Annotated in this window: 13 protein-coding genes; all 13 read right to left on the reverse strand. The window is 37.2% G+C overall.

Annotation, left to right across the window (positions count from 1 at the left end; translation table 11 throughout):
• Positions 1–66: 66 nt before the first annotated feature.
• The 13 genes from FW780_RS11065 to FW780_RS11125 all read right to left on the reverse strand — a co-directional run bounded on the left by FW780_RS11065 (position 67) and on the right by FW780_RS11125 (position 18,706).
• Positions 67–1,350, reverse strand: a complete 1,284-nt coding sequence (locus FW780_RS11065) for an alkaline phosphatase family protein (RefSeq protein ID WP_149833628.1) — start codon at positions 1,348–1,350, stop codon at positions 67–69.
• A 109-nt stretch (positions 1,351–1,459) separates the two neighbouring features.
• Positions 1,460–2,305, reverse strand: coding sequence for a GNAT family N-acetyltransferase (locus FW780_RS11070; RefSeq protein ID WP_149833629.1), 846 nt, complete (start codon positions 2,303–2,305; stop codon positions 1,460–1,462).
• 31 nt (positions 2,306–2,336) lie between these two features.
• Positions 2,337–2,936: a GrpB family protein gene (locus FW780_RS11075; protein ID WP_149833630.1), complete on the reverse strand. Its 600-nt coding sequence runs from the start codon at positions 2,934–2,936 to the stop codon at positions 2,337–2,339.
• Positions 2,937–3,086: 150 nt separating this feature from the next.
• Positions 3,087–3,869, reverse strand: a complete 783-nt coding sequence (locus FW780_RS11080; RefSeq protein WP_149833631.1) for a T9SS type A sorting domain-containing protein — start codon at positions 3,867–3,869, stop codon at positions 3,087–3,089.
• A 4-nt stretch (positions 3,870–3,873) separates the two neighbouring features.
• A complete protein-coding gene (locus tag FW780_RS11085; protein WP_149833632.1) occupies positions 3,874–4,398 on the reverse strand; it encodes an ankyrin repeat domain-containing protein in 525 nt (174 codons plus the stop codon).
• On the reverse strand, positions 4,395–4,940 hold the full coding sequence (locus tag FW780_RS11090; protein WP_149833633.1) for a YceI family protein: 546 nt from the start codon (positions 4,938–4,940) through the stop codon (positions 4,395–4,397). The genes FW780_RS11085 and FW780_RS11090 overlap by 4 nt, the downstream gene beginning before the upstream one ends.
• Positions 4,941–4,951: 11 nt before the next feature.
• Positions 4,952–5,299 carry a hypothetical protein gene (locus FW780_RS11095; protein WP_241676890.1) on the reverse strand — a complete coding sequence of 116 codons (348 nt, stop codon included), beginning with the start codon at positions 5,297–5,299 and terminating at the stop codon, positions 4,952–4,954.
• Position 5,300: 1 nt separating this feature from the next.
• A complete protein-coding gene (locus tag FW780_RS11100; RefSeq protein ID WP_149833635.1) occupies positions 5,301–6,143 on the reverse strand; it encodes a DUF5777 family beta-barrel protein in 843 nt (280 codons plus the stop codon).
• A 125-nt stretch (positions 6,144–6,268) separates the two neighbouring features.
• Positions 6,269–6,919, reverse strand: a complete 651-nt coding sequence (locus FW780_RS11105) for a Crp/Fnr family transcriptional regulator (RefSeq protein ID WP_149833636.1) — start codon at positions 6,917–6,919, stop codon at positions 6,269–6,271.
• A 186-nt stretch (positions 6,920–7,105) separates the two neighbouring features.
• Entirely contained in the window at positions 7,106–7,411 is a 306-nt protein-coding gene (locus tag FW780_RS11110; protein ID WP_002976436.1) for a DUF3467 domain-containing protein, read from the reverse strand.
• Between the two features lie 87 nt (positions 7,412–7,498).
• Positions 7,499–11,764 carry a DNA-directed RNA polymerase subunit beta' gene (rpoC, locus tag FW780_RS11115; RefSeq protein ID WP_149833637.1) on the reverse strand — a complete coding sequence of 1,422 codons (4,266 nt, stop codon included), beginning with the start codon at positions 11,762–11,764 and terminating at the stop codon, positions 7,499–7,501.
• 80 nt (positions 11,765–11,844) lie between these two features.
• Positions 11,845–15,666, reverse strand: coding sequence for a DNA-directed RNA polymerase subunit beta (gene rpoB / locus FW780_RS11120; RefSeq protein ID WP_149833638.1), 3,822 nt, complete (start codon positions 15,664–15,666; stop codon positions 11,845–11,847).
• A gap of 442 nt (positions 15,667–16,108) precedes the next feature.
• Entirely contained in the window at positions 16,109–18,706 is a 2,598-nt protein-coding gene (locus FW780_RS11125) for a T9SS type A sorting domain-containing protein (protein WP_149833639.1), read from the reverse strand.
• Positions 18,707–18,733: the final 27 nt, after the last annotated feature.

The following is an 18,733-nucleotide window of genomic DNA, read 5'->3' on the forward strand; positions in this document are numbered from 1 at the left end:
AAAATAGTTTCGGCGCACCTTTGGTGCGCCGAAACTATTTTAAATCTTTATTTTTTAATCTTCAGATTATTTTTTTTCTTTCAGAGTTTCTTTTAAAACTTTCAGTTTTCCATCAATTGGCTGATCAATTTTTAATCCTAAAACTTCTGCAACCAAAGGATAAACATTAATGTTCGCAAATTCATCAATCACCAGATTGTTTTTAAATTCAGGTCCCCAAGCAAAGAAAGTAGCTTTCATTTCCGGAACTACCTTAGGGTTGTAGCCATGTTTTCCCACTGATGTTTTCTTTCCTTTTTCAAGGAAAATTTTTGGAGCTTTAGGAATCAGAAGAATCTGCCCTATTCTGTTGTATTGATCGTCTCTTGTTGCAAAGTGCAGATATTTAGGAAGTTTTCTATCCAAATATACTTCATAATCGTCTGTTTTATTAGCTTTCAGTTCTTTATAAACTGCTTTTACCTCATCCGGATTTTTAACGTAAACTCTTAAAAGGGTTTGGGAATTATAAAAATCGAATCTGTTTTTATCAAAAAGGACAGCCGGAATTTCCAATGGTGTACCTCCGTCTACTTTGATCATTCCATGGTCAGACACAAAAATAAAGTTAACATTTTTTAATCCTAATTCATTTACTTTCTGAACAAGGTCGCCAATCGCCTGATCTATCAAATGAACGGCTATTTCTGTTTCTTTGGCATCCGGTCCAAAATGATGCCCACTACCGTCTACCTCCGGGAAATATAATGAAATAAAGTGAGGTCTTTTATCTTCCGGTAACTTCAGCCAGTTTACTACTTTTACAACTTTTTCGGAAGGTGTAAATTTTTCGTGATATGGGTAATAATAAGTAGGTCTCATTCCTCCTGCATCACTGGCTGATCCTACCCACATTAAAGAGGCCGATACCATACCCTGTTTTTCGGCAAGTCCCCAAAGTGGAGTTCCTCCATACCAGCTTCCGTCTTCCGCATTTTTCTTATTGCTCATGGCATAGCCTTCTTTTCTCTTGTAATCATAGAAGAAATTATCAATCAAACCATGATGAGAGGGGTAAAGTCCGGTAATTAAACTCCAGTGATTAGGAAATGTAATACTGGGATAGCTTGGAATCATTGCTTCAGCTTTTACGCCGCCATTAGCCAGTTTCAAAAGGTTTTCAGCATTGTATTTTTGAGCATAATCATAACGGAAACCGTCTGTAGATATCATAATTACATAAGGTTTAGATTGTGCTTCCGTACTGTTTTGTCTACCCGGGATCACCACCTGGGCTGTATCAATATTTGCCTGTTGTGCAAAAGCCGTAAAGGAAATTAACAGCAGTAAAAAATGGATTCCTCGCTTCATTATTTTAAAATTTACCGCAAAGTTACACCCAATACTTCTGCCTGAAAAGTTTAAGAGATTAAAAGTATATTAAAACCGATTATTTTTTTTGAATCAAAATTAAAACTCATTAAATAGGTCTTTTCATTTCAAACTGTGACAGCCAATTATTAAGTCCTGCTCTTTCACTAAGAAATTTGCTGGTACTTTCCGAAGAATCATCTACATTGTTCAATGCGATAGCCTGCCCTCCATTTTTCCCCGAAATGGCATTAAAAAGCATTGTCCCAATTCCCAGGTTTCTGAAGCTCTTATCCACAGCAAACTGGTATATTTTTTTTGACGTAGGGCCATAAACAATATACCCCACAAGCTTCTCCTCAAGATAAGCACCCAAAGTCACATAGTTTTCAGGCATAGGCTCCAATACAAAAACAGATCCCTGCCATGAAGGTTCAATATCCCAGAAAGAGCATAATTTTTCCCATTCAAAGTCTTTCAGTTCCTGTACAGAAATCCCGTCGTTTTCTTTTCCCGGCTTAATATTACCTTTAAAACAAAGCAGTCTTCGGACGATGTTAAAGCCTAAATTCTCATATGCCCTGATTGCAGGCTGATTTCCTTCAATGACTTCAAGCAGCAATGTATTGGCATTTCTTTCTTTTAAAACAGGAATAATAAAATCATACATTTTTCTAACCAACCCCTTACCTCTGCTCTCCGGAATAACTCCTGTCCCACCATTGTAAATAATTTTCTCACCGTTTTCAACTTTTTCAGACTGAAGGATAAAACTTACCAATCGACCTTCCTCAAATGCTCCGACAGAGATATTCATATCTAGTTTTTCAGCTGCAATTTTTGAAATAAGGACTTCTTTTGTTAAGTGAAAAGGAACAACATAATCAGAAAATGAATGATTAAATACTGATAAAAGTTCATCTATACTTGTATTTGCTAGGGTATTGAACTCCATTGATGTTTTAAATTTATGTGGTAATTAGACTTTATTTCCGTTGAGTTAGGTACCATTGAATGGCGTTACGCTCTTCTCTTTTTATAAACGGGTCTTTTCCCTGATTATAATCATTACCGTCAAACCATTCTTTTTTACTCAATTCCTCTTTCAGTTTTTGATATTCCTCCTTTACCTCCGGATGAGTACGAAGATAGTCCCTGAAAGCCAAATGGCGAAACCAATGCTCTGAAGAAGTTGGAATAACGTGAATATGAGCAATACGGAGATGATGATTGTGAAGTCTCTCAGGAATTTCATCATTTGAATAAATAACATCAGGAAATCCTAATGTATGGCTAAGATCGATAAGCTTAATAAAGAAACGGCGATATGGCATATCTTCATTGTACTTTTCATAATAGACATAATCTTTGCCTTCCAGTAAAGACGGAATTTTATCAAGTTCTTTTTCATCCTTTACCCCAATCATAATATCAATAACAGGTTTTGCAGATAAACCTTCCACAGATGTGCTACCAATATGTTCAATTTCCGGATTCAAAAAACCAATATAGTTCTCAAGCTCATTTTTAATGGTTTCAAACTGCTTTTTCCAGAAAGGATTATATTTTTCAAAGGTAACTTTCATGAGAATCCAAATGTCACACAAATATAAAAATTTTCTCAGCAATTCCTCTGGAATTAATCATTCCAACAACTTCTTACATTATAAAAAATGATACCCCTGAAAATCCAGAGGTATTCATTACTAATTATTTAGGTGTTTTTTTCTGAAAAATTACTCTTTAATCAGTTTTTCGTAAGACATTGTTCCGTCTTTTAAAGTGATTTCAAAATAATAAGCACCAGATTTTAAATCTCTGACACTGATATTTTCTCCTTCAAGTTTTACAGATCTTACTTTTCTTCCGGCAGATTCATAAATATCAACAGATTTTATTTTATCAACATTTTTAAAGCTTACCGTTTCTTTAGCCGGATTTGGATAAAGAACTATTTTCTTATTTTCTACAGCTGTTTCCTTAGTTCCTAAAGTAGAACCAAAAGTAAGTGCTGTAGTACCACAGCTGTTAGAGCCATGATAGCCAATTGTAAAGTTTGATAACCTGCGTCCATAGGTAACGTTTAAAGGGCTTGCTGGAGGATAAGTAAAAACGTAATCATTAGCGTCTCCTGTATTTAAAGCTCTTGTAGCCACTACTGTACGAACACTTCCTGCCACCGTGTTAGACGTTACAGTCCAGTTTTGAGTTCCATCCAAAGGCGGAACCACTCCCTGTCCATTAAATGTTCTGTCACTTAAATTGGTACCATCAAAAATGACAACATCTTTCCCTATATCATCCATATTCGTTGTATCGAAAGCCATTCCCAGCCATCCCGTAGAAGGACCAATAAGAGTAAGGGTAACTAATGAAGGGGTAAGGTCTATCTTAGCTGAATAAGCCAAATCTGCTCCTCCCGGTGTGGAAAAAAGAGGCACATTTCCTGTCGAATATTGACTTTTTACATGAAAAAAAGCAAAAAATCCGATCAATAATAGTGTAGTTTTTAATTTCATATGATCAATTTTTTAATAGGTTAATAATATCTTGATTTTTAGTAAATAAGGCATATTCAAAAACAGTTTTCCCTTGTTTATCTGATAATGTCTTATTTGCTTTATTCTTCAGTAGCAGCTCTACCATTTCTTTGTTTTGTGACTGGACAGCATATATCAATGGAGTTACTCCACTGCTGTTTGCCACATTGGGATCAGCTTTATTCGCTAATAATTTTTGAGTAAGATTTTTATCTCCTTTAAAAACAGAAGCCGTTAAAGCCGTTCCTTCTCCACTTGCATAATTCATATTTTTAACGTGAGTAATTAAAAATTCCGCAACTGGAATATTTCCTCTGTAACAGGCTAAAATAAGAGGAGAGAATCCGTTTTCGTTAAGCTGATTAATAACATCCGGATTTTGTTTCATCAGCTCCTGTACTTCAGGAACTGTTCCGCTTCTGGCAATATCAAATATTGATTTTGCTTTTTCCTGGGCAGATATCAATGAGCCCAGAAATAGTCCTAAAATTAAGATTACATTTCTCATTGTTTTACCATTACGTAGTTGTATTCGATGTTCACATTTTCTGCCACTTTCTTTGTAACCATTTTAGGGATAGTCACCTTATAATCTGCCGGCTTAGCCATAAAACCGCCCTGCATATAGATTTTACCATCTTTTGCATATAATGTGGCAGAAGAAGCAACCGCTTTGTCTACACCATGAAAGTTGAGGGTTCCCTGAACGGTATATTTCTGGGGGCTTGCAGTGAGTTTTGTTTTATCAAAGTTTACAATTTTCCCTTTGAACGTTGTTTTAGGATATTTTGCAGATTCCGCATAACTTTCGTTGAAATGCTCTTCCATTAATTTTGTTTTAAAATGAAAGTTTTTAACTGTTGAAACAGATGCCATTTCACCGTTATCTGCATTCAGAATCACAACATTATTGTCGTCCTGTGCAAAAATATCATCAAACAGAGGTACTGAAGCTTCAAAAGTTACTTTTCCTGTTTTAGAACTGTATTTTTGTGCTGAAGCGTAACCGGCAGAAAGCAGTAATACGCTTAATAATGCTAATTTTTTCATATCAATTTTTTTTAATTTTCATTTAATCCGTCAGCTTTCCACTTTATGAAAATATTGATCTGGGTTGCAGACAATGATCCTCCCTGAGGCATTTTTTCCGGATCACCATTAGGTCTTTGGATACGGTCAAGGATTCCGTCTATATTATTTTTTACCTGATCGTAAGTAACGAAAGGTTTAAAACTTCCTGCAGAATGGCAGCCTATGCAATTGTTATCTACGATGGGTTTTACGTCTGCTGTATATTTTACAGGTACGGTGATAGGTGTATTATCAGAAATCTCTTCATAAGTTCTGCTGTCACACGCCGTCAGTATGATTGCTGACGACAATATCAATAAGGATGTTAGCTTTTTCATATTAAAAAACTCTATAAAGATTAAACCCAAAGAAAATATGTCCTTTCCCCCATGCTCCTGTGGCATTGGTAAGATATCCGATATCTGAATTTATCTGGGAGTTCGTCAGTAAAAGCTGGAACACGTGTCCTCCAGTTTCTATATCTACCCCCAAAGACAGTGGGTTTTTATAAAAACTGTGATCGTCGAAATTCACAAAATATTCTGCATTCACAGAAACTCTTTTGGAAATTTTATAGCGCCCTCCCAAACCTGCCAGAAATTGATTTTTATTTTCAATGGTAGGTTCGTAAAGGTTCTTATGAATATAAGAAGGAGTAAGCTGTAATGAAAGCTTATCATTAAACCTTCTTGAAATCAATGCTTGTGTAAGATAAGAAAGCCTGTCACTGAATTTAAGATGCGGATAATTATCTTTATCCAGTTCAGTATTGGCAGCCATTACATTGTATCCTACAATATCCACCGGAAAGTTTTCATTTTGTCTTATCAATCTGTATTTCACTGCTCCTTCAAACGTTTTCATATTCGTTTCTCTGGAAAGGCTTACGGATACTGCATCTGAAATACCATAGATAACCCCTAATTTGGTTGAGGCATGATCCAGACCAAAAAAGTCTTTAAATCCTGCGCTTACATCTCCAAATCTGTGGGCAACAATAATGTACCATTCTTTTTTGGCAGCGAGTTTTGTAGATTGTCCCGTAACAATCTGAAGGGCTTTGAAGGCGGGTTGTGAGGTTTCTGAATTGGTTTTCACCGTGTCAATATCCTTCAGCAGATCTTCCTGTGCAAAGACAAGACCTGAAGAAAATACTGACAAAAATAAGAGAGTTTTTGTCATATGCAATTTAAATTAAATTATGATATAACAAACTTATCGAGTTCTCAATTCAAAAACAGGTGATAAAAGTCACCATTCAAATTGTTTTTATCAATGATAGAAATAAACTTTTCAAACAATTAAAATTAGACAATTCTAACATTTTCATTTACAGGAACTTTCAGTCCTTCTTTGGTTTGAACAATTTCACCTTCACTTTCAATTTTTTTCAAAACTCTGCTTACAACTTCTCTGGAGGTCCCCAAACTGTTTGCAATTTCGCGATGAGTTAACTTAATAGGGTTGTTTCCTGTGGATAAAATCTGCTGTTTGATGTAATTCAGGACTCTTTTATCCAGTCTGTGAAACACCGCATCATTCACCATATTCATCACCTCTGAAAATCTACGGTCATATTCATGGTAAAACAGTTTGTTGATTTCCGGAAATTTTATCAACCAATCATGCATTACGGAAACGGGAATAAGAATAGCTTCCGAATCTTCTTCAGCAATAGCATACACCCTGCTGACATAGTCTGTAAAAATGGATGAGAAGGTCATAAGGCAGCTATCTTTGGGCTTAATATAGTAGTAGATAAGTTCTCTACCATCATTAAGGGTAAAAACTTTGATAGAGCCTTTTATAAGGAAAGGGACAAACTTATTTTTCTGCCCTTCTCTTATGATTTCAGTTTTTGCTTTTATATCAATTGCTACAGCATACTTTTCCAGTTCAGATAAAAAATCAGCCCCTAAAAAGCCAAATTTGCTTACAGCGAACGCATTATCAATCATATCCTATATTTTCTACTTTTTCTCAAACAAAGATATAAAATTGATGTATGGTTATTATATATTTTTATTTTATTAAACAAAATTAACAATTATACGAGTTTAATATTCCTTTCTAAGTCAGAATTTAGCTCAAAAAAATGCCCCGGTAAAAACCAGGGCATTCTTATTTTATTGTAAAAAGAAATCTTACGCTTGAACGTTGTTTCCTCCTAATACGAAAGGCTCAACTTCTTTGATTTCTCCGAACTGCTGCTCGTAGTTAGCGATGTTCTGTTGAAGAGCGTTTAAAACTCTTTTAGCGTGAAGTGGAGCAAGAATAACTCTTGATCTTACTTTAGCTTGCTGAACACCTGGCATCAACTGAATAAAGTCTACTACAAATTCAGATGGAGAGTGGTTTACTAAAGCTAGGTTAGCATAGATACCAGCAGCTACCATTTCGTTTAATTCGATGTTGATGTTTCCGTCTTGTGGATTTTGATTGTTGTCCATTGTTATAAATTATGTTTTTAAAATTCGAAATTTGAGATTGTGAAAATATAAAAATAATTTCAAATCCCAAATTTCAAATCATTAATTTTAGTTAAGGTCTTCGAATTCTTTCTTAGAACCTACAATAACGTTCTGATACTCTTTAAGACCTGTACCTGCAGGGATTCTGTGACCTACAATTACATTTTCTTTAAGACCGTTAAGATCGTCTACTTTACCAGCAACAGCTGCTTCGTTAAGAACTTTAGTTGTTTCCTGGAACGATGCTGCAGACATGAATGACTTAGTCTGAAGTGCTGCTCTTGTAATACCTTGTAGTACAGGAGTTGCCGTAGCAGGAAGAGCTTCTCTTACTTCTACAAGACCTAAATCTTCACGTTTCAACTTAGAGTTTTCATCTCTTAATTCTCTTGCAGTAATCATCTGACCTGGTTTAAATTCTTTAGAATCACCAGCATCTACTACTACTTTAAGACCGAATACTCTGTTGTTTTCTTCCAAGAAATCATACTTATGCTCAAGGGCTCCTTCAAGGAATTGAGTATCACCTCCATCTACGATAGATACTTTCGTCATCATCTGTCTTACGATAATTTCAAAGTGCTTGTCGTCGATTTTTACCCCCTGTAGACGGTAAACTTCCTGAATCTCATTTACCAAGTATTCCTGAACTGCTGTTGGACCTTTAATTCTTAGGATATCTTCCGGTGTAATAGAACCGTCAGAAAGCGGAGAACCTGCTCTTACGAAGTCATTCTCCTGTACTAAGATCTGGTTTGATAATTTAACTAAATAAATTTTTCTTTCTCCAGTTTTAGCTTCAACAATAAGTTCACGGTTACCTCTCTTGATTTTTCCGTAAGAAACTACCCCGTCGATTTCAGTAACAACCGCTGGGTTTGAAGGGTTTCTAGCTTCAAATAATTCGGTAACTCTCGGAAGACCTCCGGTGATATCCCCTGCTTTTGCAGATTTTCTTGGGATTTTGATTAAGACTTTACCAGCCTTAATTTTTTCACCATCGTTAACCATTAAGTGGGCTCCTACCGGTAAGTTGTAAGCTTTCTGCTCAACACCTTTAGAGTCTACCACCTTCAAGGTAGGTACGGCTTTCTTATTTCTAGATTCAGAGATTACTTTCTCTTCAAATCCTGTTTGTTCGTCAATTTCAAGTTGGAATGAAATACCCTGGATGATATCCTCGTACTCTACCTTACCTGAAGTTTCAGCAATAATTACCGCGTTATATGGATCCCATCTACAGATTGTATCACCTTTCTTCACTTTATCACCTGGTTTTACAGCTAATATAGATCCGTAAGGTACGTTAGCTACCATTAATGGAGTTCTGAACTCATTATCAGCAACTAATCTGAATTCTGTTGAACGGGAAACTACAACCTCAGCTGTATTACCGTTTTCATCTTCAGAAGTAATAGTTCTTACTTCATCCATTTCTACGATACCATCTCTTCTTGCAACGATAGATGGGTTTTCTGATACGTTTCCTGCAGTACCCCCTTGGTGGAAGGTTCTCAACGTAAGCTGAGTACCTGGTTCCCCAATTGACTGTGCTGCAATTACACCTACCGCTTCACCCATGTGGATCACTTTACCTGTTGCTAAGTTTCTTCCGTAACATTTAGCACAGATACCTTTCTTAGCTTCACAAGTTAATGGAGAACGAACCTCAACAGCTTCTAATCCAGCTTCTTCGATTCTTTTCGCCAAAGATTCAATGATTACCTGATCTGCACTTGCAATAAGCTCGTCAGTTTCAGGATCGTAAATATTATGTAGAGATACTCTACCTAAGATTCTTTCAGAGATTCTTTCAACGATCTCGTCATTTTTCTTAAGTGCAGTAACTTCTGTACCTCTCAGTGTTCCACAGTCGTCTTCTGTAACGATAACGTCCTGTGCAACGTCTACCAATCTTCTCGTTAAGTAACCAGCATCGGCTGTCTTAAGAGCGGTATCCGCAAGACCCTTACGCGCACCGTGGGTAGAGATAAAGTACTCTAGAATCGAAAGACCTTCCTTAAAGTTTGCAAGGATCGGGTTTTCGATGATCTCCGCTCCGGTAGAACCGGCTTTCTGCGGTTTTGCCATCAAACCTCTCATCCCTGATAACTGACGGATCTGTTCTTTAGAACCCCTCGCTCCAGAGTCAAGCATCATATATACAGAGTTGAAACCACCTTGGTCAGTTTTCATTCTGCTCATGATCATCTCAGTTAATCCGGCGTTGGTATTTGTCCAAACGTCAATTACCTGGTTATAACGTTCTGTATCGGTAATTAGACCCATGTTATAGTTAGCTCTAATTTCGTCTACAGTTTCAATTGAAGAAGCAATCATCTGTTTTTTCTCAACAGGAACTACAATATCCCCAAGTGAGAATGAAAGACCTCCTTTGAATGCATTTGAATACCCTAAGTCTTTCATTGCATCAAGGAACTTCACAGTTGTAGGGAAATCTGTATCAGCAAGGATCTTACCGATAACGTTTCTCAATGATTTCTTAGTAAGAAGTTCATTGATATATCCTACTTGCTTAGGTACAATCTGGTTGAATAAAATTCTACCTACAGAAGTTTCGATCAGTCTTGTTACTATTACTCCGTCTTCTTTAACAGGTAGTCTACATCTTACCTTAGCATTTAAAGAAACTCTACCTTCAGCATAAGCGATTTCCGCTTCCTCAGGAGAATAGAATGCAAGACCTTCACCTTTTACTTTCATATCTTCTGTAGAGCTTAATTCTTTGGTCATGAAATAAAGACCAAGAACCATGTCCTGAGAAGGTACGGTAATAGGAGAACCGTTTGCAGGGTTCAAAATGTTCTGAGAACCTAACATCAATAACTGAGCTTCAAGGATTGCCTCTGGTCCTAACGGTAAGTGTACCGCCATCTGGTCACCATCGAAATCGGCGTTGAATGCTGTTGTTACCAACGGGTGTAGCTGGATTGCCTTACCTTCGATCATCTTAGGTTGGAAAGCCTGAATACCAAGTCTGTGAAGAGTAGGTGCCCTGTTCAATAGTACCGGGTGACCTTTCATCACGTTTTCAAGGATATCATAAACTACTGGTTCTTTTCTATCAATAATTCTCTTTGCAGATTTTACAGTTTTTACAATCCCTCTTTCAATTAGTTTTCTAATGATGAATGGTTTGTAAAGTTCAGCTGCCATATCTTTAGGAATACCACATTCGTGAAGCTGCAAGTTTGGACCTACAACAATTACCGAACGCGCAGAGTAATCTACCCTTTTCCCTAGTAAGTTCTGACGGAAACGACCCTGCTTACCTTTCAATGAATCAGAAAGTGATTTCAATGGTCTGTTTGATTCAGATTTTACTGCAGAAGATTTTCTTGTGTTATCGAATAATGAATCTACTGATTCCTGAAGCATACGCTTCTCGTTTCTCAAGATTACTTCAGGAGCTTTGATCTCCAATAATCTCTTCAAACGGTTATTTCTGATAATTACTCTTCTATAAAGGTCATTCAAGTCAGAAGTTGCAAAACGTCCTCCATCCAATGGAACTAATGGTCTTAGTTCTGGTGGGATAACAGGAAGTACACGCATAATCATCCACTCTGGTCTGTTGATCATTCTTGTATTAGCACCTCTCAATGCTTCTACAACGTTCAATCTTTTAAGAGCTTCTGTTCTTCTTTGTTTAGAACCTTCGTTATGAGCTTTGTGTCTCAAGTCGAAAGACAATGCATCAAGATCGATTCTTTTTAATAGATCTTCTACAGCTTCAGCCCCCATTCTGGCGATGAATTTGTTTGGATCAGAATCATCAAGATACTGGTTTTCTACAGGAAGAGTTTCCATGATATCAAGGTACTCTTCTTCTGTAAGGAATTCCATATTTTCGAAATCAGAACCATCTAATTTTTTAGCAATACCCTGCTGAATCACTACATATCTTTCGTAGTAGATGATCATATCTAATTTCTTAGAAGGGATTCCTAAAAGGTATCCGATTTTGTTTGGCAATGAACGGAAGTACCAGATGTGAGCAATAGGAACAACCAATCCGATATGACCGATTCTTTCTCTTCTTACTTTTTTCTCAGTAACTTCTACACCACAACGGTCACAAACGATCCCTTTGTAACGAATTCTCTTGTATTTACCACAAGCACATTCGTAATCTTTTACAGGACCAAAGATTTTCTCACAGAATAATCCGTCTCTTTCAGGTTTGTGAGTTCTGTAGTTAATAGTTTCCGGTTTTAAAACCTCCCCTCTTGAGTCTTGTAAAATAGACTCCGGTGAAGCTAAACCGATGGTTATTTTATTAAATCTACTTGTTTTATTTTTATTTGACATTTTTTAGATTTTAGATTTTGGATTATAAATTTTGGATAGAATTCTGAACGGGTTCAAAATTCAATAGGCAAAATTTAAAATTATTCCTCAAGTCTTACATCAAGTCCAAGTCCTTGTAACTCGTGAAGTAATACATTGAATGATTCCGGAATACCTGGTTCAGGCATAGATTCACCTTTTGCAATTGCTTCATAAGTTTTTGCTCTACCAATCACGTCATCCGACTTCACAGTCAAGATTTCTCTCAAGATATTAGATGCACCGAATGCTTCAAGTGCCCAAACCTCCATCTCTCCGAATCTCTGACCTCCGAACTGAGCTTTACCTCCTAACGGCTGCTGAGTAATCAATGAGTAAGGTCCAATAGAACGTGCGTGCATCTTATCATCAACCATGTGTCCTAGTTTCAACATGTAAATGATACCTACTGTCGCAGCCTGAGTAAATCTTTCTCCGGTACCACCATCATAAAGGTGAGTGTGACCGAATTTAGGAAGACCTGCTTTCTCAGTGTACTCAGTAATCTGATCAAGACTTGCTCCATCGAAGATTGGTGTAGCGAACTTCAATCCTAGTTTTCTACCAGCCCATCCAAGAACTGTTTCATAGATCTGACCGATGTTCATACGAGAAGGTACCCCTAGTGGATTCAATACGATATCTACCGGTGTTCCATCTTCTAAGAACGGCATGTCTTCTTCACGAACGATTCTTGAAACGATACCTTTGTTACCGTGACGTCCCGCCATCTTATCTCCTACATTCAGTTTACGTTTCTTAGCGATGTAAACTTTAGCCAACTTCATGATACCTGCCGGAAGCTCATCCCCGATTGAAATTGCAAATTTCTCACGGTTTTTAACTCCTTGGATGTCGTTATATTTGATTTTGTAATTGTGAATTAATTGTTTGATCAATTCATTTTTGTCAGCGTCTACTGTCCAGTCTGCACCACTAACGTTTACATAATCTTCAACTGAAGTTAATAGTTTGTGAGTAAATTTAACACCTTTACCGATGATTTCTTCGTCAAGGTCATTTTGTACCCCTTGAGAAGTTTTACCGCTTACCAGTGTATTTAATTTTTCAATTAAAGTATTTCTTAACTCATCAAATTTAGCCTTGTAAGTGTTTTCAATTTCTTCAAGTCTAAGTTTTTCTTCAGTTCTTTTCTTTTTGTCTTTAATGTTTCTAGAGAACAATTTCTTGTTGATAACAACTCCTCTTAATGAAGAGTCAGCTTTTAATGATGCATCTTTTACATCACCAGCTTTATCACCGAAGATTGCTCTAAGAAGTTTTTCTTCAGGAGTCGGGTCAGATTCACCTTTTGGAGTAATTTTACCAATCATGATATCTCCAGGCTTCACTTCAGCACCGATTCTGATCATACCGTTCTCGTCAAGATCTTTAGTAGCTTCTTCAGATACGTTTGGAATATCTGCTGTAAGTTCTTCCATACCTAATTTGGTATCACGAACTTCAAGAGAATACTCATCTACGTGGATTGAAGTAAACCAGTCTTCACGTACAACTTTTTCGTTGATTACAATTGCATCCTCGAAGTTGTATCCTTTCCAAGGCATGAACGCTACCACTAAGTTTCTACCAAGAGCTAATTCTCCTTTTTCAGTAGCATAACCGTCGCAAAGTACCTGTCCTTTTTCCACTACATCACCTACTCTTACGTTTGGTCTTAGGGTAATTGTTGTACTCTGGTTAGTCTTTCTGAACTTAGTAAGTTTGTATGTTTTAGTAGCAGACTCGAATTGTACTAAATCCTCGTCTTCGCTTCTTTCATATTTAATAACGATTCTGTCAGCATCTACGTACTCTACTGTACCTGTACCTTCAGCGTTAATTAGGATTCTTGAATCTCTTGCAACCTGCTGCTCAAGCCCTGTACCAACGATTGGAGCCTGTGGCTTCAATAGAGGAACGGCCTGACGCATCATGTTAGATCCCATCAATGCACGGTTCGCATCATCATGCTCCAAGAATGGAATCAATGAAGCGGAAATACCTGAGATCTGGTTTGGAGCTACATCGATAAGGTTTACCTGAGCAGGCTCTACTACCGGATAGTCACCATCCAATCTTGCAATAATTCTGTCTGTTAAGAAGTCTCCGTTATCACTCAATTCAACGTTTGCCTGAGCAATTACTTTATCTTCTTCATCTTCTGCATTTAAGTAAATAGGATCAGCGTTAAGATCAATCTTACCACTTTCTACTTTTCTATATGGCGTTTCGATGAAACCAAGGTTGTTGATTTTCGCATAGATCCCTAGAGATGAAATCAAACCGATGTTTGGTCCTTCCGGAGTTTCAATCGGACAAATTCTTCCGTAGTGAGTATGGTGAACGTCACGAACCTCGAAACCTGCTCTTTCTCTTGATAAACCACCAGGCCCTAGTGCAGATAATCTTCTCTTGTGAGTGATCTCTGATAGAGGGTTGGTTTGGTCCATGAACTGAGAAAGCTGGTTGGTACCGAAGAATGAGTTGATTACCGATGTTAATGTCTTAGCATTTACAAGGTCAAGCGGAGTAAAGATTTCGTTATCTCTAACGTTCATTCTTTCTTTGATTGTTCTTGCAATTCTTGAAAGACCTACCCCGAACTGTCCTGCTAATTGCTCACCAACAGTTTTAATTCTTCTGTTTGATAAGTGGTCAATATCATCAACCTCAGCTTTAGAGTTTACCAATTCGATCAAGTGTCTTACAATAGCAATGATATCTTCTTTTGTAAGAACCTCAGTTGTTGTAGGAATGTTAAGACCTAACTTTTTGTTCAATCTGTAACGTCCAACTTCACCTAAAGAGTATCTCTGCTCAGAGAAGAATAATTTTTCAATGATTCCTCTTGCAGTTTCCTCATCTGGTGGATCTGCGTTTCTTAACTGACGATAAATATACTCTACCGCTTCTTTTTCAGAGTTAGTAGGGTCTTTTTGTAATGTATTCTGGATGATAGAGAATTCGTTGCTGTTTTCTTTGTGAATCAAAATTGATTTCACACCAGCATCCAGGATAAGATCTAAATGTTCTTTTTCAAGGATTGTTTCTCTATCCAGGATGATTTCGTTTCTTTCGATAGAAACTACTTCACCTGTATCTTCGTCTACGAAATCCTCGAACCAAGTGTTCAATACTCTCGCAGCCAATGTTCTCCCTTCCACTTTTTTAAGGGCAGCTTTAGAAACTTTCACTTCTTCCGCAAGGTCGAAGATCTGAAGGATATCTTTATCAGATTCGTATCCGATAGCTCTTAATAAAGTTGTTAATGGTAATTTTTTCTTACGATCGATATACGCGTACATTACGCTGTTGATATCTGTTGTAAATTCCATCCAAGATCCTTTGAAAGGGATAATTCTTGAATAGTAAAGTTTGGTCCCATTCGCGTGGTAAGTCTGTCCGAAGAATACACCAGGTGAACGGTGAAGCTGCGTAACAATAACTCTCTCAGCACCGTTGATGATGAAAGAACCACTTGGCGTCATATAAGGAACCGGACCTAAATATACGTCCTGAACCACTGTTTGGAAATCTTCGTGTTCCGGGTCAGTACAATACAATTTAAGTCTAGCTTTTAGAGGAACTGAATAAGTAAGTCCTCTTTCCACACACTCATCAATTGAATAACGTGGAGAATCTACCAGATAGTCTAGGAATTCTAATACGAATTGGTTTCTTGAATCCGTAATTGGGAAATTCTCTTGGAAAGTCTTGTAAAGAGCTTCTGTCTTTCTGGCTTCAGGAAGTGTATCAAGCTGGAAAAATTCTCTGAAAGACTCAATTTGGATATCCAAAAAGTCTGGAGTGATGATTTTTCCTTTCGCTGATGAGAAATTAATTCTCGGATTTCCTTGAGTTGTTGATTTTGTTTTACTCATAAAACTTTTAAGAAAGGGTTAAAAAATATTTTGATTCATTAAAAAATATCAGAAAAGAACAAGAAACAAGGGTAAAAGTAAAAGGTAAAAGTGTTTTTGGCGCTCACAGAAGACCTTAGGACTCTTTTAACTATGCACTTGGCTCTTTCTAACTGCAACACTGGTATATCTTTTCACAGTGTAATGCAAAATATTTTTATTACTTTTGAGGCAGCATTACCGCAATATCTACATATACGAAATCCCTCTCACGTTTTCACAATGAAAGAGTTGATTTTCAGTATTTTATAAATTTACAAACAATTTTTCGCGCCAAAAGAGGGGCAAAGATACAAAAACTTATCCACAATAACAAATAAATCATCTCATTTTGAGACTCTTAAAAACAAGAGAGGCTGCTCAAATATGAGCAACCCCTCCACAACACAAGCTAATCTTATGACTATTTCACAATAACCTTATAAGATTTTATTTTTGATTTGGTTTCTATTTTAATAATATAAACTCCTGTAGGAAGTGAAGATGTATCAATACCGGTATTGGCATTAAATTTATCTGTCTTAATTACCTGTCCTTGTGCTGAGAACAGTGTATACACCCCTTCTTCCGCAGAGGTAATTCTAAGATTCTCTCCTGCTTTTACAGGGTTTGGATATACTTTTACATCATTCGCAGCATCCGTGATTTCCGAAGCCGTGATTTTTGCAGCAGTTTTAGATGCGCTTTTCAGCAATGAAGCATAAGGTGAAAGCGGAGAATCAGGAGAACCTCTTTTCACAAGATCAGTATCTACAACAGCCTGAATACCATCTTTATCTTTATCATTAATTGTAGAAATGAATCCACCTCCCAAAGTATCAAGATTACCTTTTCCGATCTGATAAAGGTCAAGATCTGAACCATTGGAAGTGATATCCAGGAAGTCTGGTTTATCATCTCCGTCTGTATTTTTGACTGCATATTTCAATACTCCTGAGTCAGGTGAAGTTTCCAGAATATCTGCGATACCGTTTTTACCTACCGGAATATTAGCATCAACAACTCCGTTATGATCTGCATCAATCTGGTTGATTACTGATGTTGGAATTCCCGATTCAAACAGATCTAAGATACCATCGTTATCAGAGTCAAGGTCCAGATAATTCGGAACAGAATCTCCTAATACTGGTGTTATTAAGATATCTCCTTCATTATCATCATCCTGGAATTTTCCATTTTTATCAAAGTCTTCAACAGCATCAAGAATACCGTCGTTATCTGAATCCAGATCACAAGCATCCACAATACCATCTCCATCTGTATCCAATGTAGGAGATTTGTCATTTACAGCTGTACATCCTTCTGCACAATCAGGAATTCCGTTTCCGTTGTTATCTATACTGTCATCACCTCCCTGGCATTGATCGAAACAGTTTGGAACACCATCGTTATCATCATCTCTGCTCGCAAAAGCATTATAGATATAATAATTCTGAGGAATACGAACCGCTGTTCCGCTGTTGAATGTAATTTTAATACGGTTAAAAGGCTTTGTAGCTTTTCCTCCGACATAGAATTTATTTGAATTCGTCGTGAAGAAGTTTCCGCTGATAAGGCTTCCTGAGCTTGTAAAGGTATCTGTCAAAGTATTTCCGTTGTATAATGTTACGGTGATATTTTCCAGAACACTTACTCCAAGAAGATTCCCTGCTTTTTCTACTGTGAATCCGGCCATTGTATTGACAGGAAGCACTGTATTACTGCTTACCGTTGCAAATGCCGAAAAAATACTAAGAAAGGATGCCGCCGGAACAGTAGCTGTTGCATAATTAGATGGATTATTATCTACAATAGCTTCCGGATTGGTCATCTTCGCTAAAATAAGACCAAGGAATCCCGGACCTGATGTCCATGTAGTTCCTGTCACCAAATTTCCGGGAACAGCAGAACCGCTTGTCTGAATTTTATCATCACAATCACAAGAAACGGGCTCTTCAAAGGCATAGTATACTTTTAAAGCTCCTAAATTAAATCCTACCGTCTGGGTAATTTTTAATCGTACTTCATTGAAAGGCTTAGTGGTTGTCAACGTAACTTTTTGTTTCCCTGAACCAAATCCTAATACTTTGATATTAATAAGACCTCCTCCGTCAGACAGCTGTTTTGAATCCTGAAGCTGACCGTAAAGATAAGTTTCTATTGTAATATTTTTTAAAAATTCGGCACTTAACAATTTCCCCTGATCATCCGGCTCTATAACAAACCCTGTTCTGTTACCTGCAGGATACACCTGATTTTTGTCAAGAACTCCAACTGAATAAGATCCAAGTAATCCGATCGGGAGAACTATTGATCCGTAAGAGTTTTTATTTCCATCTCCAATTCTTTCTTTATTCTGAACATAGGAAAGCGGAGCCAGAAAACTGCTGCTTCCGGATACATTTCCGTCAACACCACTTCCTGCAATGATATCATCACAAATACCATTATTATCTGTAGGTACTTTTGCAGGATCAAATGCAAATGCGTAGTACACATTCATAGCACTGAATATGGAAAGAACATTGGTTTGGTAAAGTCTTACTTCATCAAATTCTTTTGAAGTTTTAAAATGCAGGAATATCCTGTTCTTACTTCCTCCGAATGCAGGAACCGATAAAAGAGTACTGCTGGTAGTGCTTTCCTGAAGAACACCATTTTTATAAGTACTGATTCGCAAAGAACTCAAAAGATCTACGGTAATAAAACTCGTCCCTAAATCTACATTGAATCCGGTAATATATCCCGCAGGATAAGTGGTATTTTTATTCTTTACAGAAATTCCGTTTCCACTTAACAGGGAAGCAAAATTCCCCATGCTTACACTGTTATCGAGACTGGCATCCACCACCGGATTCATACTCCCGTTATAACATGCTAGGCAGATCCCTGAATTGTTGACAGGTTTTGCCTCCACACCCATCCCACGGATCGGTTCATAGCCCTGCTGCGCAAATACTACTGCCGACATTATCAATGTCATAAGCATCGCAGCTAACTTTTCGAATAATTTTCTGGTCATTTTTTATTTTTTTAAGGTTTGTGTGTT

Origin of the sequence: Chryseobacterium sediminis (assembly GCF_008386505.1) — a bacterium.
Taxonomy (GTDB): Bacteria; Bacteroidota; Bacteroidia; order Flavobacteriales; family Weeksellaceae; genus Chryseobacterium; species Chryseobacterium sediminis.

What these genes read in the sequence shown, in the direction of transcription:
- FW780_RS11125 (WP_149833639.1), bottom strand. Translation starts at nt 18,706, where the DNA reads ATGACCAGAAAATTATTCGAAAAGTTAGCTGCGATGCTTATGACATTG.
- FW780_RS11105 (WP_149833636.1), bottom strand. Translation starts at nt 6,919, where the DNA reads ATGATTGATAATGCGTTCGCTGTAAGCAAATTTGGCTTTTTAGGGGCT.
- rpoC (WP_149833637.1), bottom strand. Translation starts at nt 11,764, where the DNA reads ATGTCAAATAAAAATAAAACAAGTAGATTTAATAAAATAACCATCGGT.
- FW780_RS11100 (WP_149833635.1), bottom strand. Translation starts at nt 6,143, where the DNA reads ATGACAAAAACTCTCTTATTTTTGTCAGTATTTTCTTCAGGTCTTGTC.
- FW780_RS11065 (WP_149833628.1), bottom strand. Translation starts at nt 1,350, where the DNA reads ATGAAGCGAGGAATCCATTTTTTACTGCTGTTAATTTCCTTTACGGCT.
- FW780_RS11090 (WP_149833633.1), bottom strand. Translation starts at nt 4,940, where the DNA reads ATGAAAAAATTAGCATTATTAAGCGTATTACTGCTTTCTGCCGGTTAC.
- rpoB (WP_149833638.1), bottom strand. Translation starts at nt 15,666, where the DNA reads ATGAGTAAAACAAAATCAACAACTCAAGGAAATCCGAGAATTAATTTC.
- FW780_RS11095 (WP_241676890.1), bottom strand. Translation starts at nt 5,299, where the DNA reads ATGAAAAAGCTAACATCCTTATTGATATTGTCGTCAGCAATCATACTG.
- FW780_RS11080 (WP_149833631.1), bottom strand. Translation starts at nt 3,869, where the DNA reads ATGAAATTAAAAACTACACTATTATTGATCGGATTTTTTGCTTTTTTT.
- FW780_RS11070 (WP_149833629.1), bottom strand. Translation starts at nt 2,305, where the DNA reads ATGGAGTTCAATACCCTAGCAAATACAAGTATAGATGAACTTTTATCA.
- FW780_RS11110 (WP_002976436.1), bottom strand. Translation starts at nt 7,411, where the DNA reads ATGGACAACAATCAAAATCCACAAGACGGAAACATCAACATCGAATTA.
- FW780_RS11085 (WP_149833632.1), bottom strand. Translation starts at nt 4,398, where the DNA reads ATGAGAAATGTAATCTTAATTTTAGGACTATTTCTGGGCTCATTGATA.
- FW780_RS11075 (WP_149833630.1), bottom strand. Translation starts at nt 2,936, where the DNA reads ATGAAAGTTACCTTTGAAAAATATAATCCTTTCTGGAAAAAGCAGTTT.